The following is a 15,412-nucleotide window of genomic DNA, read 5'->3' as shown; positions in this document are numbered from 1 at the left end:
GCCAGGGCGGTTGGACCGCCGCCCGGCCGGGGATTGAATGAACCTATGCGCACCAAAGGCACGTCCGGGAGCCTGCGGCTGGTCGCCGCCGCCGTCGGGGTCGTCCTGCTGGGCGGGTGCGGCACCGCGGCCACGACCCGCACCGCGCAGACCCCTCCCCCCGTCTCCCCCGTCCCCGACTCGCCGCCGCCCGGCTCCGCCCTCCCCGGAACACCCCACGACCTGGTGACCGGGCTGTCGGTCCCGTGGGCCATCGCGTTCCTGCCGGACCGCGACGCCCTGGTGACCGAACGGGACACCGCCCACCTGCTCCGCGTCACCCCGGACGGGAAGCGGGCCGACCTCGGCGAGATCCCGGGGGTCGACGCGTCCGGCGAGGGCGGCCTGCTCGGCGTCGCGGTCTCGCCGTCCTTCGACCGCGACCACTACGTCTACCTGTACTTCACGTCCGCCACCGACAACCGCCTGGTGCGCCTCACCCTGGACAACGACCGGCTCGGCGGCCCGCAGCCCCTGCTGACCGGCGTCCCGAAGGGCCTGAACCACAACGGCGGACGCATCGCCTTCGGCCCCGACGGCATGATCTACATCGGCACCGGTGAGACCTACCACTCCGAACTCGCCCAGGACAGGAACTCCCTCGGCGGCAAGATCCTGCGCGTCACGCCCGAGGGCAGGCCCGCCCCCGGCAACCCGTTCGGCTCCCCGGTCTGGACGTGGGGCCACCGCAACGTCGAGGGCCTGGCCTGGGACGACGCGAACCGCATGTACGCCACCGAGTTCGGCCAGGACCGCTTCGACGAGGTCAACCTCATCCAGAAGGGCCAGAACTACGGCTGGCCGAAGGTCGAGGGCTTCGGCAAGGACCCCCGCTTCACCAACCCCCTCCTCACCTGGCCGGTCTCCGAGGCGTCCCCGTCCGGCCTGGCGTTCGCCAGGGGCTCCCTCTGGGCCGCCGCCCTCCGGGGCGCCCGCCTCTGGCAGATCCCCCTGAAGAACGGCAAGGTCAGCAGCCCGATCGCCTACTTCAACGGCGCCTACGGCCGCCTCCGCGCCGTCGTCCGCGCCCCCGACGACAGCCTCTGGGTCTCCACCAGCGACCACGACGGCCGAGGCGACCCCAAACCCGGCGACGACCGCATCATCGTCATCCCGCTGCGCTGATCAGTACTCCAGCTCGGACCACGTGAATGTGACGGGAAGCGGCTCGCCCACCCTCGGCTCGCCACCCGCCTCCTTCATGAAGGTGCCCACGTGCTTGTAAAGCCCGGCGGCCCGGTCAAGCTGGTACCGCTCGATCACGGAAACCCCGGTGCCTCCCGTGCGCACGATCCAGTAGTGCGGGATCCCCGCCTTCGCGTACTCCCCGAGCTTGTCGACGGTGTCCTGAGTCTCGGAGCCAGGCGAGACGACCTCACAGACGAGCAGGACATGCCTGGGGCGCAGGCGCTCATGGCTCCCCCGGTCAAGGCACTGGTAGAGGACGACGTCCGGCCGCCGGTTCAGGAACGGCACGTCACGGAGCCTGAGGTCGATGTCGAAATCCACCTCGACACAGGCGTGGCCCCGGTCCATCGCCTCGCGGGCGTACCGCTCGATGAGGCCGGTCAGACGACGGACCACGCGCTGATGCTCAGGTGTGGGCGCCGCACAGAAGACCACATAGCCGTCCACGACCTCGATGGTCTTGGCGATCTCCTCCGGCAGCGCCTCGTACTCCTCGGCGCTCACCCGTTTCGGCTGCGGCCGCAGGCTTCGCAGCCAATCGTCGTCCGGCATCGCCGTGCGGCCCCCAGTCATCGCAGTGGTCGCTACCACGGCACAGCATAGGCGCGCCGCACACTCGGGGTGATCGGGGACGGCGGAAACGGTGACGGCCGCCGGCCCGGGTGGGGCGGCGGCCGTCGGGTGGTGCTTGTCAGGCCTGGTCGAGCTTCTTCAGGAGCAGCTCGCGGGCGCGGGCGGCGTCCGCCTGGCCGCGGCTGGCCTTCATGACGGCGCCGACGAGGGCGCCGACGGCGGCGACCTTGCCGGAGCGGACCTTGTCGGCGGCGTCGGCGTTGCCGGCGATCACCTGGTCGATGATCGACTCCAGCGCGCCCTCGTCGGAGACGACCTTGAGGCCGCGCGCGGCGACGACCTCGTCCGGGCCGCCCTCACCGGCGAGGACGCCCTCGAAGACCTTGCGGGCGAGCTTGTCGTTGAGCTCCTTGGCGTCCACCATCGCCTGGACGCGGGCGACCTGCTCCGGCGTGATCGGCAGGTCGGCGAGCTCGACGGCCTGCTCGGTCGCGCGGCGGGACAGCTCGTTCATCCACCACTTGCGGGCGGACCCGGCGTCCGCGCCGGCCTTGATCGTGTCCTCGATCAGGTCGAGCGCGCCCGCGTTGACGACGTCGCGGAGCTCCAGGTCGGTGAGGCCCCACTCACCCTGGACGCGGCGGCGGCGCGCGGCGGGGAGCTCGGGCAGCGTCGCGCGCAGCTCCTCGACCCACTCGCGGGCCGGCGCCATCGGGATGAGGTCGGGCTCCGGGAAGTACCGGTAGTCCTGCGCCTCCTCCTTGGACCGGCCGCTGGTGGTGGTGCCGGTCGACTCCTGGAAGTGCCGGGTCTCCTGGGTGATCCGGCCGCCGGCGGCGAGCACGCCCGCCTGCCGCTCGATCTCGGACCGGACGGACCGCTCGACCGAGCGCAGCGAGTTGACGTTCTTGGTCTCGGTGCGGGTGCCCCACTCGTCGGCGCCGCGCGGCATGAGGGACACGTTGACGTCGCAGCGCATCGAGCCCTGCTCCATCTTCACGTCCGAGACGCCGAGCGAGCGGACCAGGTCGCGCAGCTCGGAGGCGTAGGCGCGGGCCACCAGGGGCGCCTTCTCGCCGGTCGCGGTGATCGGCTTGGTGACGATCTCGACCAGCGGGATGCCCGCCCGGTTGTAGTCGACCAGGGAGTAGTCGGCGCCGTGGATGCGCCCGGTCTCGCCGCCGACGTGCAGCGACTTGCCGGTGTCCTCCTCCATGTGGACGCGCTCGATCTCGATCCGATACGTCTCGCCGTCGACCTCGACGTCCAGGTGGCCGTCGACGCACAGCGGCTCGTCGTACTGGGAGATCTGGTAGTTCTTCGGCATGTCCGGATAGAAGTAGTTCTTCCGGGCGAACCGGCACCACTCGACGATGTCGCAGTTCAGCGCCAGGCCGATCTTGATGATGCCCTCGATCGCGGCCCGGTTGGTCACCGGAAGGGACCCGGGCAGGCCGAGGCAGACCGGGCAGACCTGGGTGTTCGGCTCGGCGCCGAACACGGTCTTGCAGCCGCAGAACATCTTGGACACGGTGCCCAGCTCGATGTGGGTCTCGATGCCCAGCACCGGCTCGAAGCGCGCCAGCGCCTCGTCGTACTTCATCGGCGTCTCCACGCTCACTCGCCCGCCTCCAGCTTCGGGGCCTTCGCCAGCAGCGGTCCGCCCCAGCGGTCCTCGAGGGCCTTCTCCAGGGCCGCGCCCACCCGGTAGACGCGGTCGTCCGCCAGCACCGGCGCCATGATCTGGACGCCGACCGGCAGGCCGTCCTCGTCGGCCAGGCCGCACGGGACGGAGATCGCCGGGTTGCCCGACAGGTTGGCCGGGATGGTGCACAGGTCGGCCAGGTACATCGCCATCGGGTCGTCGGCGCGCTCGCCGATCGGGAAGGCGGTGGTCGGGGTGGTCGGCGAGATCAGCACGTCCACCTGCTCGAACGCGGCCTCGAAGTCGCGCATGATCAGGGTCCGGACCTGCTGGGACTTGCCGTAGTAGGCGTCGTAGTAGCCGGACGACAGGGCGTAGGTGCCGAGCATGATGCGCCGCTTGACCTCGGGCCCGAAGCCCTCGGCGCGGGTCAGCGCCATGACCTCCTCGGCGCTGCGCTCACCGTCGTCGCCGACGCGCAGGCCGAACCGCATGGCGTCGAAGCGGGCCAGGTTGGACGAGCACTCCGACGGCGCGATCAGGTAGTACGCGGGCATCGCGTAGGTGAAGTGCGGGCACGACACCTCGACGACCTTGGCGCCCAGCGACTCCAGCAGCTCGACGGTCTCGTTGAACCGGTTGAGCACGCCCGGCTGGTAGCCCTCGCCGGCGAACTCCTTGACGACGCCGACGCGCAGGCCGTTGACGTCGGCGCGGCGGGCGGCCTCCACGACCGGCGGGACGGGCGCGTCGATCGAGGTGGAGTCCATCGGGTCGTGGCCGGAGAACGCGGCCTGCATGAGCGCGGCGTCCAGGACGTTGCGGGCGAACGGGCCCGGGGTGTCCAGCGACGACGCGAACGCGATCATGCCGTACCGGGACGCGCCGCCGTAGGTCGGCTTCATGCCGACCAGGCCGGTGACGGCCGCGGGCTGGCGGATCGAGCCGCCGGTGTCGGTGCCGGTGCCCAGCGGGGCCTCGTAGGCGGCGACCGCCGCCGACGAGCCGCCCGACGAGCCGCCGGGGATGCGGGTGAGGTCCCACGGGTTGCGGGACGGCCCGAACGCGCTGTTCTCGGTGGACGACCCCATGGCGAACTCGTCCATGTTGGTCTTGCCGAGGATGACCATCCCGGCGGCGCGGAGCCGCGCGGTCACGGTCGCGTCGTACGGCGGCCGCCAGCCCTCGAGGATCTTGGACCCGGCCGTGGTCGGCATGTCCTTGGTGGTGAAGACGTCCTTGTGGGCGACGGGCACGCCCGCCAGCGGGCCGAGCTCCTCGCCCGCGGCGCGGCGCTCGTCGACGCTCCGCGCCTGCGCGAGGACGCCCTCGCGGTCGACGTGCAGGAACGCGTGCACCTCGGCGTCCACCGCGTGGATGCGGTCGAGGTGCGCGGCGGCGACCTCCTCGGCGGAGGTCTCGCCGGAGGCGATCAGCTCCCCGAGCTCGGCGGCGCCCTTCCCGATCAGCTCGCTCACGCTCAGGCCTCCTCGTCCAGGATCCGCGGTACCCGGAAGCGCTGCTGCTCGGCCGCCGGGGCGGCGGCGAGGGCCTGCTCCGGCGCCAGGCTGGGCCGGTTCTCGTCGGCCCGGTAGACGTTGGTCAGCGGCAGGGCGTGCGAGGTCGGCGGGATGTCCTCCGCCGCGACCTCCTGGACCCGCGCGACCGCGGAGATGATCTGGTCGAGCTGGGCGGCGAGATGGTCGAGCTCGTCCTCGCCGAGCGCCAGCCGGGACAGCCGGGCGAGGTGCGCGACCTCGGCACGGGTGATCGCGGACATGTGCGGACTCGTTCCTACGGGTTGACTGGATTCCCTCTCATCCTAGAGGTCACCTCTTCCTGCCCCGACTCGTTTTGGCAGCATGATCCGCCACAGGGCGCGGAGACGGACCGGACGTGCTAGGCGAGGCGCGGGGCCGGGGGCTCGGTGAGGAAGACGCCGTTCCCGGACAGGTCGACGCTGCTGGCGCGCATGCTCTGGCGGAGGTAGGCGGTGGCGCGGCCGGTGTCCATCGGGCGGGCGAAGTGCCAGCCCTGGGCGGCGTCGCAGCCCATCTCGCGCAGCAGCGCGGCGGTCTGGCCGTCCTCGACGCCCTCGGCGACCGAGCGCAGGCCGAGCGTGCCGACCAGCTCCACCACCGAGCGGACGATCACCGCGTCGTCCGGGGAGGCGGTGAGCCGCCCGACGAACGAGGAGTCGATCTTGACCTCCTCGATCGGCAGCCGCTTCAGCCGGACCAGCGAGGAGTAGCCGGTGCCGAAGTCGTCCAGGCTGAGCGCGACGCCGAGGTCGGTGAGCGCGGCGACGGTGCCGGAGCCGGACGCGGGCTCGCCGGTCAGCACCCGCTCGGTGATCTCCAGCTGGAGCGCCGCGGCGGGCAGGTCGCGGGCGACCAGGCCCTCGGCGATGGTCTCGGCGAGGTCGGCGTCCAGCAGGTCGCGGCCGGACACGTTCACCGAGACCTGGACGGTCAGCCCCTCGCGCCACCACGCCTCGGCCTGCGCGAGGACCATGTCGACGACCTCGTGCGTGATCGCGCGCATGAGGTAGGTCTGCGCGGCGACCGGCAGGAACTCCTCGGGGCCGAGCACGCCGCGCTCGGGGTGGCGCCAGCGCAGCAGCGCCTCCATGCCGACCAGCCGGCCGTCCCGCAGCGCGATCTTGGGCTGGTAACGCAGCTCCAGCTCGCCCCGGTCGAGCGCGCGGCGCAGGTCGCCGAGCAGTCCGAGCCGGGCGGGCGAGTTGCGGTCGCGGTCGGGCGAGTAGACCTCGACGCCGGTGCGGCTGCCCTTGGCGTGGTACATCGCGACGTCCGCGCGCTGGAGCAGCAGCTCGAAGTCGGGCGCGTGGTCGGGGTACAGCGCGATGCCGACGCTGCCCTCCAGGTCGAACGACACCCCGTCCAGCCGGACCGGCTCGCTCAGCGCGGCGCGCAGCCGGGCGGCGACCTCGCGTGCGGCGGCCTCGTCCCGGACGGTCGGCAGGAGCACGGCGAACTCGTCCCCGCCGAGCCGGGCGACCAGGTCGCCGGGCCGGACGCTGTGCGTCAGGCGGTGCGCGACCAGTTGCAGGAGGCGGTCGCCGGTCGGGTGCCCGAGGGTGTCGTTGACCTCCTTGAACCGGTCGAGGTCGAGCAGGAACAGCCCGACCCGCTGGGCCGCGTCGTCGCCGCCCCGGCGCAGCAGGCTCCCGCCGGACGGCGTCCCGGACGGCCGTCCGGTCGGCCGCGCGGTCGGCCGTCCGAGGTGGACGATCGCCTCCTCGGTGCGGGTGATCAGCAGCTTGCGGTTCGGGAGGCCGGTGAGGCCGTCGTGCAGGGCCTGGTGCTCGCGCCGCACCGACACCGAGGCGTTCAGGTAGACGGCGATGAACGGCAGCACGATCAGCGGGACGAACGCGGCGGAGCGGTCCATGGCGATGACCATCAGCGGGGCGAGCCCGAGCAGCGCCAGGTGGACGAGGATCTGGTACGGCAGGTCCCAGCGCAGCGCCCGGACGAGGGTGATCCGCTCGTGCAGCGCTATGGCCGACCCGACGAGGGTGACGTTGGTGACGAAGTAGACGACCCCGACGAGCGCGATGACCGGCAGGTCGCCGCCGCCCGGGACCCAGGGGTCGGTGGGCGAGGGGTGGATCCCGAAGGCGTTCAGGACCAGCGCGGACGCGCCGAGGCTGAGGACGTACTGCGCGGTGTTGAACGCGATCCGGTGCGGGCTGCGGCCGCGGAAGACGCCGCAGGTGATGGCGGCCGCGGCCTGGAGCGCGGCGGCGACCGGCAGTCCCGCGTAGAGCAGGGCCGCGATCGTGAACGTGGTGGAGGTCGTCGCGCCGCTGGTCTCGGTGAGGCCGGGCGCGATGATCGGGCGCATCTCGCCGACCACGATGAAGGCGCCGAGGATCCAGAAGACCGGATTGCCGAACAGGGCGTCCAGGTCGGCGCGGGCCAGCCCGGCGAGCGTCGCCGCGCCCGCCGCGGCGCCGAGGGCGATGCTGGCGGCGAAGAAGATCCACAGCGGAGAGCCCCGGCGCGGTGAGGTGTTCCGCGTGTTGTTCGGGTCCTTCATCACTTCCTCGGGGGGTCCGGGAGGTCTTCCCCTGGCGGTGGCGGCGGAAGGGACCCGGGAGCCGGAGGACCGGCCCCGGAGTCCGCCGTGATAGGTGGGAGGGTACGGCTTTCGGTCAACTTCGCGGAACCGGTTGGGTACGTACCGTTATGCCCTTCCCGCGGGGACATGCTACCAGTAGGTAGTCGAAAAGTACCCTTAAGTAACTACCCGCTGGTCACCACTTCCGATGTCACCGCAGGTCAGTCCTCCGAGCTTTCGGTCACGGTCGTGGCCGCATCCGGCCCGTCGGCGAGCAGGACGTCGAATCCGTCCTCGTCCAGCACTGGAACGCCCAGTTTGACGGCCTTGTCGTACTTACTCCCGGGGCTGTCCCCCACCACGACGAAGCCGGTCTTCTTCGACACCGACCCGGAGACCTTGCCGCCGAGCCGCTCCACGGCCTCCTTCGCCGAGTCGCGGCTGTACCGCTCCAGCGAGCCGGTGATCACGACGGTCACGCCGTCCAGCGGGCGCGGGCCCTCGTCGGCGCCCTCGTCGGCCATCCGCACCCCGGCCGCGCGCCACTTGTCGATGATCTCGCGGTGCCAGTCGACGGCGAACCAGTCCTTGATGGACGTGGCGATCGTCGGGCCGATGCCGTCCACCTCGGCGAGCTCCTCCTCGGTGGCGCCGGCGATGGCGTCCATCGAGCGGAGGGCGCGGGCGAGGTCCTGCGCGGCGCGGGGGCCGACGTGCCGGATCGACAGCGCGACCAGCACCCGCCAGAGCGGCTGCCGCTTCGCCTTCTCCAGCGACTCGAAGAGCAGCTCGACCGTCTTCTTCGGCTCGCCCTCCAGGTTGGCGAAGAACGTGACGATCTTGTCCTCGCCCGTCTTGGGGTCGATCTTGGGGATGCCGGTCTCCTGGTCGAGCACCATGCTGCGGATCGGCAGCAGCTGCTCGACGGTCAGGTGGAACAGGTCGCCCTCGCCCTCGACCGGCGGGTCCTTCGGCTCGAGCGGCTGGGTGAGCGCGGTCGCCGCCACGTAGCCGAGCGCGTCGATGTCGAGCGCCTTGCGGCTGGCCAGGTAGTAGACGCGCTCACGCAGCTGCGCCGGGCAGTACCGCGCGTTCGGGCAGCGGATGTCGGCGTCGCCCTCCTTCTCGTACGCCAGCTCGGTGCCGCAGTCGGGGCAGTGCGTGGGCATCTCGAACTCGCGCTCCGAGCCGTCCCGCAGGCCGGTGACCGGGGCGACGATCTCGGGGATCACGTCGCCCGCCTTGCGCAGCACGACGGTGTCGCCGATCAGGACGCCCTTGCGCTTGACCTCGCTCGCGTTGTGCAGCGTGGCCCGCTCGACCGTGGACCCGGCGACCTTCACCGGCTCCATCACGCCGTAGGGGGTGACGCGCCCGGTGCGGCCGACGCCGACCTTGATGTCGAGCAGCTTGGTGTTGACCTCCTGCGGCGGGTACTTCCAGGCGATCGCCCAGCGCGGCGCGCGCGAGGTCGAGCCGAGCCGGCGTTGCAGGACGAACTGGTCGACCTTCACCACCACGCCGTCGATCTCGTAGGCGGGGTCGTGCCGGTGCTCGCCGTAGTGGCCGATGTACTCGCGCACCTCGTCGAGCGTCTCGACGACCCTGAACCGGTCGGAGGTCGGCAGGCCCCACGACTTCATCAGCGCGTACGTCCCGGCCTGGGAGGTCGGCCGCTCGCCGCCCTCCCACGCGCCGAACCCGTGCACGAGCATGCTCAGCGGACGGGACGCGGTGACCCGCGGGTCCTTCTGGCGGAGCGAGCCGGCGGCGGCGTTGCGCGGGTTGGCGAACGGCTCCTTGCCCTGCTCGACCTGGACCTCGTTGACCTTCTCGAAGCCCTCGACCGGCAGGAAGACCTCGCCGCGGACCTCCAGGACCTCGGGCCAGCCCTCGCCGGACAGCCTGTCCGGGATGGCGTCGATCGTGCGGACGTTGAGGGTGATGTCCTCACCGGTGCGGCCGTCGCCGCGGGTGGCGGCGCGCTCCAGCACGCCGTTCCGGTAGGTCAGCGCGACCGCCAGGCCGTCGATCTTGAGCTCGCACAGGTAGGACGCCTGCCCCTCGCCGACCTCCTTGACGACCCGGTCGTTCCATTCGAGCAGCTCGTCCGCGTTCATCGCGTTGTCGAGGCTCTGCATGGGCTCCAGGTGCGCCACCGTCGCGAACTCGGTGACGAACGGGCTGCCGACCCGCTGGGTGGGCGAGTCCGGCGTGACGAGCTCCGAGTGATCGGCCTCCAGGGCCTGGAGCTCGCGCATGCCCGCGTCGTACTGCGCGTCGGTCAGCGTCGGCTGGTCGAGCACGTAGTACCGGTAGTTGGCGTCGTCGATCTCCTGGCTTAGCTCGGCGTGCCTGCGCCGCGCGTCCGCCGGGACCCCGCTCGTCGCGGCGTCGCCCTCCAGGCCCCCGCCCGCCGGAACACCGCCTGCCGAAACACCGTCGCTCAAGGTCATGCCCCCATTCTTGCGCGCCCCACCGACATTTCCGGGGCCTCCGACGGGGTGTCGCGCCAGGGGCGCGACCTGCCTACTCGTCGGTTTCGTGGAGCATACGCGCCGTTTCGTGGCAGCGTTCCAGGGCCGCGCGCACGTATCGGGGCGAGGCGCCGGCGAGGCCGCACGCGGGCGTCACGACGACCTGGTCGCCGAGCGTCGCGGCCGGGAATCCGAGCCTGCGCCACAGCTCCCGGACGGGCTCGGCGGTCTTCGCGAGCGGCGGGAGCACCGCGTCCGTGCCGGGGACGACGCCCAGGAAGAGCGCCACGCCCGCGTCGATGGCCTCGCCGACGGCGTCGTCGTCCTTCTTCGGGACGCGCTTCATGTCGACCGAGATGCCCTTGGCGCCGGCCCCGCGGATGAGGCCGTAGGGGACGTCCGAGGCGCAGCAGTGGACGAGCGGGAAGACGTCGCCCGCCGCCTCGATGACCTCGCGGAGGCCCTGCTCGGCCACCGGGGCCTCGACCTCGCGCACGCGCGTGAGGCCGCTCGCGGTGGGAATGCGTCCGGCGAGGACGGCGGGCAGGCCCGGCTCGTCCAGTTGGAGGAGGATCGTCGCGTCCGGGACGGCCCGGCGGACGTCGTCGACGTGCCGCGCGACGCCCTCGGCGAGGGAGGCGGTCAGGTCGCGGACGGCGCCCGCGTCGCGCAGGGCGCGCTGGCCGTTGTGCGTCTCGATCGCGGCGGCCAGCGTCCACGGCCCGCAGACCTGGATCTTGAGGGGCCCGTCGTGCCCGTGGACCAGCTCCTCCAGGACGTCCAGGTCGTGCCGCAGGTGGTCGGCGGCGCGGCGGTTGTCGCGGCCCGGCCGGTCGCCGAACCGCCAGCCGGACGGCTCGACCCGGACGGGCAGGTCGACGAGCATCCCGGCGGTGCGGCCGATCATGTCGGCGCCCGGGCCGCGCCGGGGCAACTCGGGCAGATGCGGCAGCTGGGGGACCTCGCCGTAGATGACCCGCAGGGCCTCGGAAGGGTCGTCGCCCGGGTAGGAGCCGATGCCGGTCGCAGTTCCGGACATCCATGGAAACGCCATGTCACGGCAGCTTAACGGGCTTGTCGAGCGCTTGACCGCTCCCCGTCGACGTGAAACCGTCTCACCAATTTCGATCACCCCTTTTGTCGCATTCGGATCCCCCGCCGCAGCACGAAGGGAAGTCTCGGTGAGCAGACCCACCCCCCGCCGCCTTCTGACGGCCTCACTGATCACCTGCCTGGTGCTCCTGGGGTTGACCGCCCCCGCCCAGGCCCACATCGAACGCCCGTCCTACTGGCCCGATCCCAAGCCGGACTGCTCGGTCAGCCCGTGCGCGGGCGGGAAGGTCCCGACCGCCCGGACGCTGGCGTCCGCCCTCCAGACGGGCAGCCGGACGCACGTGGTGTGCCAGGCCGATTCGCTGACCCGCCTGCGCACGGCCATCGACAAGGCCCTGCGCGTGGGCTACTACCTCCGGCCCCACGACCACAGGAAGTTCAGCAAGGCCGAAGCGGACGCCTTGTGGAAGACCAACAAGGCGTTGTTCGCACGCTGCTCGTTCCATGAGATCCAGCCTGCGGTGACGGCGTCCGGCAACAACGACCGTGTGGTCGTCCTACCGGGGATCTACACGGAACCGACGTCGCGCAAGGCGCTCTCGCACAACCCGGCCTGCAAGCAGTACGAGCTGATCTCCGGGGCGTACTCCTACCTGGGCGAGTACAAGTGCCAGAACGACGCCAACCTCATTGCCGTCATGGGCCGGACGCCCGGCTCCGGCAAGGACCCCGACCCGCCGCTCGTGGACAGGCACGGCATCCCGAACCTCGGCTCGTGCGTGCGATGCAACCTCCAGCTGGAAGGCTCGGGCGTCAGCGCCGACGACGTCGTCGTGGACGCCGGACGCGTCGCCTCCGGGAACGGCGGCCCGCGCGGATCCGCCAAGGACGTCGGCCTACGCGTCGACCGCGCCGACGGGTTCGTCATGCGGAACATGAACGTCCGCCACGCGAACGAGCACGGAATCTACGTCCTGGAGACGGACGGCTACCTGCTCGACCGTTTCAAGGCGTTCTACTCGGGCGAGTACGGCGTCCTGACGTTCGTCGAGGACCACGGCCTGATCCAGAACTGCGAGGCCGCCGGAAGCGGCGACTCCGGCCTCTACCCGGGCGCGGGCGCGAAGACGTCCGCCGGACGCGACACCAAGTGGTACCCGACGTTCCGCTACAGCCAGGAGATCCGCTACTGCGACTCCCACCACAACACGAGCGGCTACTCGGGGACGGACGGCTCGGCCACCCACGTCGACCACAACAACTTCTACGGGAACGCACTCGGCTTCACCACGGACGTTTTCACGGCGGCGAACCACCCCGGCTTCCCGCAGCAGGGCGACCTGGTCGAGGCCAACAACTTCTACTCCAACAACTACAACCCGTACCTGCCCGGCTCGGACGTCTCCCCGACCGTCCCCGTGCCCGTGGGAACGGCCCTGTGGATCGCGGGCGGCAACGACAACGTCGTCCGGCAGAACCACATCTACGACAACTGGCGGCGCGGGCCGATGCTGTTCTCGTCCCCGGACGCGGCCGTGTGCGGCAGCCGGAGCGACATTCCCGGCTGCAACCCGCTGACGGTCTCCACGTCCTACCGCAACCAGTTCTACGGCAACGCCATGGGCGTCTCACCCACCGGGACGGTCGCCCCGAACGGCGTGGACTTCTGGTGGGACGCGTTCCCCGGCAACACCGGGAACTGCTGGTGGGGCAACACCGCCGCGAAGGGCAAGAAGGTCACCTCGTCCCCGGCGGGCCTCCCGGACTGCCTCAGCGGACGCGCCCCCTGGCTCAGCTTCGGGTTCGGCAACGTGGGCAACGAGGCCGAGCTCCTCACCTGCATCACGCAGGACACGCGTGCGCCCGGTGGCGCGTGCCCCTGGTACACGACTCCGGCCAAGCCCGGCAGTGCGAAGACCTCCGCACCCGGGAAGACCGCCGCGGCCAACGAGAACGAGGAGGACGGCAGCCTCTCGCACGTGGACTGCCTGTGGTGGAAGACGGTCTCGCCCGCCCAGCGCCAGCACATGCTGGACGTCATGCGCGAGGTGTTCGGCGCGCGCATCGGGTCCAGTGACCATGCCGCCGCCGGGGCCACGCTGACCGACCAGCAGGCCACGACCATCTTCGGCAACGCGTGCACGCCCGCGTACGCGACGGCCTTCAAGCTGTACAAGCTCTACAACCACGCCGCCGCCTTCATGGCCAAGCGATAGCCGAGCCGTTGGGGAGCCCGCGCAGGGCTCCCCAACGTCCGGCGTCAGCCTGGCCGGTCGTCCAGGCTGGCCGGTCGTCCAGGCTGACGGGCAGGCTGTGCAGGGTCAGAACAGCTTGGTCAGGTCGTCCAGGGTGCGGAGGGTCTCGTCCTCGGGCGCGGTGGGGAGGTTGAACAGGATCTCGTTCACCCCGGCCGCCTCCAGCTCGGCGACGACCTCGTCCTCCGGCGGGACGGCGAAGACCGTCACCGGCAGGCGGCGTCCGGCGCGTTCACGCAGGTCGGCGATCTGGTTCGCCAGGTCCTCGGTGCCCCGGCCGTAGATCGGCATCCAGCCGTCGCCGAACTCCAGCACCCGGTCGAAGGTGGTCGGGCCGGAGCCGCCCAGCAGGACCGGCGGATGCGGGTCCTGGACGGGCTTGGGGTAGGAGAACACCGGGTCGAAGTCCACGAACTCGCCGTGGAACTCCGCCTCGTCCTTCGTCCACAGCTCCTTCACCGCGAGGACGCGCTCGCGCAGCAGCCTCATGCGCGTGCGCGGGTCGGTGCCGTGGTTGCGCATCTCCTCGCGGTTCCAGCCCGCGCCGACGCCCAGGACGGCCCGTCCGTTGGAGACGTGGTCGAGCGACGCGACCTCCTTGGCCAGGATGATCGGGTCGCGCTGGACGATCAGGGCGATGCCGGTCGCGACCGTCAGCCGCTCGGTGACGGCGGCCGCCGCGCTCAGCGCGACGAACGGGTCGTAGGTCCGGTAGTAGCGGCGCGGCAGCTCCGGTCCGCCCGGCCACGGGGACTCGCGGCTGGCCGGGATGTGCGTGTGCTCGGCCAGGAACAGCGAGCCGAACCCGCGTTCCTCCAGGGCCCGTCCGAGCGGGGCGGGGCCGATGCCGTCGTCGGTGACGAACGTCGAGACGCCGAACTTCACAGGCAGGTCCTCTCACGTGGGGAGATGCCCACGGGAGCTTACGGAATCGGCCCGCTCCTGCCCAGGGCCCGGAAGCCCGGTGGTCTCGGTCAGGCGGGGACGCGGGTCGCCTCGGAGATCGTCGCCGAGCCCAGCACCCGGTCGCCCACGTAGAGGACGGCGGCCTGGCCCGCGGCGACGCCGCGCGCCGGACGGTCCAGGCGGATGCGGACGCCGTCCTCGAACGGCTCGGCCGTGCAGTCGTGGACCTCGCCGTGCGCGCGCAGCTGCACCTGGCAGCCGACCGGGCCGGCGGGGGCCTCGCCCAGCCACACCGGGCGCTCCGCCGTGATCTCATGGACGTCCAGCGCCTCGCGCGGCCCGACCGTCACGGTGTTGGTCACCGGGGAGATGTCCAGGACGTAGCGGGGCTTGCCGTCCGGGGCCGGACGGCCCAGCCGGAGCCCCTTGCGCTGCCCGATCGTGTAGGCGTAGGCGCCCTCGTGCTCGCCGAGCTCCTCGCCGTCGACGTCCACGATGGGACCGGGCGCGGCGCCGAGCCGGTCGGCCAGGAACGCCTTGGTGTCGCCGTCGGCGATGAAGCAGATGTCGTGGCTGTCGGGCTTCTTGGCGATCTGGATGCCGCGCCGCTCGGCCTCGGCCCGGATGTCGGCCTTGGTGGTGTCGCCCAGCGGGAAGATCGCGCGGGACAGCTGCTCGGGCGTGCAGACGGCCAGCACGTAGGACTGGTCCTTGCCGCCGTCGACGGCGCGGCGCAGGGTCGCGCCGTCCCAGCGGGCGTAGTGGCCGGTGCAGACCGCGTCGAAGCCGAGGGCGACCGCCCGGTCCAGCAGCGCCTGGAACTTGATCTTCTCGTTGCAGCGCAGGCACGGGTTGGGCGTGCGGCCCGCCGCGTACTCGCTGACGAAGTCATCGATCACGTCGTTCTGGAAGCGTTCGGCCAGGTCCCAGACGTAGAAGGGGATGCCGATCGCGTCGGCGGCGCGGCGCGCGTCCCTGGAGTCCTCCAGGGTGCAGCAGCCGCGCGCGCCCGTCCGGTAGGACTGGGGGTTGCTGGACAGGGCCATGTGGACGCCGGTGACGTCGTGCCCCATCTCGGCGGCACGGGCGGCGGCCACGGCGGAGTCGACGCCGCCGGACATGGCGGCCAGTACGCGCAGAGTCATAACCACTCCAGCGTAAAGGCCGTCCGCCACTCCTTTATTCGGACG

General features: G+C 71.7%; 11 protein-coding genes. 2 read left to right on the top strand and 9 right to left on the bottom strand.

All coding sequences use genetic code 11. The features are described 5' to 3' along the window. The first annotated feature begins 45 nt into the window (after window positions 1–45). Window positions 46–1,164 carry a PQQ-dependent sugar dehydrogenase gene (locus AB0L06_RS03240; RefSeq protein WP_500229250.1) on the top strand — a complete coding sequence of 373 codons (1,119 nt, stop codon included), beginning with the start codon at window positions 46–48 and terminating at the stop codon, window positions 1,162–1,164. Here the strand turns inward: AB0L06_RS03240 and AB0L06_RS03235 are convergent, their stop codons facing one another. The 7 genes from AB0L06_RS03235 to AB0L06_RS03205 all read right to left on the bottom strand — a co-directional run bounded on the left by AB0L06_RS03235 (window position 1,165) and on the right by AB0L06_RS03205 (window position 11,062). Further along, window positions 1,165–1,731, bottom strand: coding sequence for a Uma2 family endonuclease (locus AB0L06_RS03235; protein WP_500229249.1), 567 nt, complete (start codon window positions 1,729–1,731; stop codon window positions 1,165–1,167). A 187-nt stretch (window positions 1,732–1,918) separates the two neighbouring features. After that, on the bottom strand, window positions 1,919–3,403 hold the full coding sequence (gene gatB / locus AB0L06_RS03230; RefSeq protein WP_500229248.1) for an Asp-tRNA(Asn)/Glu-tRNA(Gln) amidotransferase subunit GatB: 1,485 nt from the start codon (window positions 3,401–3,403) through the stop codon (window positions 1,919–1,921). A 14-nt stretch (window positions 3,404–3,417) separates the two neighbouring features. Beyond that, the gene (gatA, locus tag AB0L06_RS03225) at window positions 3,418–4,929 is read right to left on the bottom strand and encodes an Asp-tRNA(Asn)/Glu-tRNA(Gln) amidotransferase subunit GatA (RefSeq protein WP_500229311.1); all 1,512 of its coding nucleotides are present in this window, start codon (window positions 4,927–4,929) and stop codon (window positions 3,418–3,420) included. After that, window positions 4,926–5,225: an Asp-tRNA(Asn)/Glu-tRNA(Gln) amidotransferase subunit GatC gene (gene gatC / locus AB0L06_RS03220; protein WP_500229247.1), complete on the bottom strand. Its 300-nt coding sequence runs from the start codon at window positions 5,223–5,225 to the stop codon at window positions 4,926–4,928. The genes gatA and gatC overlap by 4 nt, the downstream gene beginning before the upstream one ends. Window positions 5,226–5,344: 119 nt before the next feature. Then, the gene (locus AB0L06_RS03215) at window positions 5,345–7,510 is read right to left on the bottom strand and encodes a putative bifunctional diguanylate cyclase/phosphodiesterase (RefSeq protein ID WP_500229246.1); all 2,166 of its coding nucleotides are present in this window, start codon (window positions 7,508–7,510) and stop codon (window positions 5,345–5,347) included. A gap of 242 nt (window positions 7,511–7,752) precedes the next feature. Then, window positions 7,753–9,987, bottom strand: coding sequence for an NAD-dependent DNA ligase LigA (gene ligA / locus AB0L06_RS03210; RefSeq protein ID WP_500229245.1), 2,235 nt, complete (start codon window positions 9,985–9,987; stop codon window positions 7,753–7,755). Window positions 9,988–10,060: 73 nt separating this feature from the next. Further along, a complete protein-coding gene (locus AB0L06_RS03205; RefSeq protein WP_500229244.1) occupies window positions 10,061–11,062 on the bottom strand; it encodes a methionine synthase in 1,002 nt (333 codons plus the stop codon). 127 nt (window positions 11,063–11,189) lie between these two features. Here AB0L06_RS03205 and AB0L06_RS03200 point away from each other — a divergent pair, with 127 nt between their 5' ends. Continuing rightward, entirely contained in the window at window positions 11,190–13,277 is a 2,088-nt protein-coding gene (locus tag AB0L06_RS03200; RefSeq protein WP_500229243.1) for a right-handed parallel beta-helix repeat-containing protein, read from the top strand. A gap of 105 nt (window positions 13,278–13,382) precedes the next feature. Here AB0L06_RS03200 and AB0L06_RS03195 read toward each other — a convergent pair whose 3' ends face one another. Together AB0L06_RS03195 and mnmA are read right to left on the bottom strand one after the other, a co-directional pair. Continuing rightward, window positions 13,383–14,201 carry an LLM class F420-dependent oxidoreductase gene (locus tag AB0L06_RS03195; protein WP_500229242.1) on the bottom strand — a complete coding sequence of 273 codons (819 nt, stop codon included), beginning with the start codon at window positions 14,199–14,201 and terminating at the stop codon, window positions 13,383–13,385. 89 nt (window positions 14,202–14,290) lie between these two features. Continuing rightward, window positions 14,291–15,367 carry a tRNA 2-thiouridine(34) synthase MnmA gene (mnmA, locus tag AB0L06_RS03190; RefSeq protein ID WP_500229241.1) on the bottom strand — a complete coding sequence of 359 codons (1,077 nt, stop codon included), beginning with the start codon at window positions 15,365–15,367 and terminating at the stop codon, window positions 14,291–14,293. Window positions 15,368–15,412: the final 45 nt, after the last annotated feature.

The organism is Spirillospora sp. NPDC052269 (assembly GCF_040679435.1).
Lineage (GTDB): Bacteria > Actinomycetota > Actinomycetes > Streptosporangiales > Streptosporangiaceae > Spirillospora.
Note: the sequence above shows the minus strand (reverse complement) of the source record. Positions and strands in the feature narration are given on the sequence as shown.

Bases quoted from the DNA above. Each gene is read 5' to 3' on its own strand.
- ligA (WP_500229245.1), bottom strand. From the start codon at position 9,987: ATGACCTTGAGCGACGGTGTTTCGGCAGGCGGTGTTCCGGCGGGCGGG.
- gatC (WP_500229247.1), bottom strand. From the start codon at position 5,225: ATGTCCGCGATCACCCGTGCCGAGGTCGCGCACCTCGCCCGGCTGTCC.
- AB0L06_RS03215 (WP_500229246.1), bottom strand. From the start codon at position 7,510: ATGAAGGACCCGAACAACACGCGGAACACCTCACCGCGCCGGGGCTCT.
- AB0L06_RS03205 (WP_500229244.1), bottom strand. From the start codon at position 11,062: ATGGCGTTTCCATGGATGTCCGGAACTGCGACCGGCATCGGCTCCTAC.
- gatB (WP_500229248.1), bottom strand. From the start codon at position 3,403: ATGAAGTACGACGAGGCGCTGGCGCGCTTCGAGCCGGTGCTGGGCATC.
- mnmA (WP_500229241.1), bottom strand. From the start codon at position 15,367: ATGACTCTGCGCGTACTGGCCGCCATGTCCGGCGGCGTCGACTCCGCC.
- AB0L06_RS03240 (WP_500229250.1), top strand. From the start codon at position 46: ATGCGCACCAAAGGCACGTCCGGGAGCCTGCGGCTGGTCGCCGCCGCC.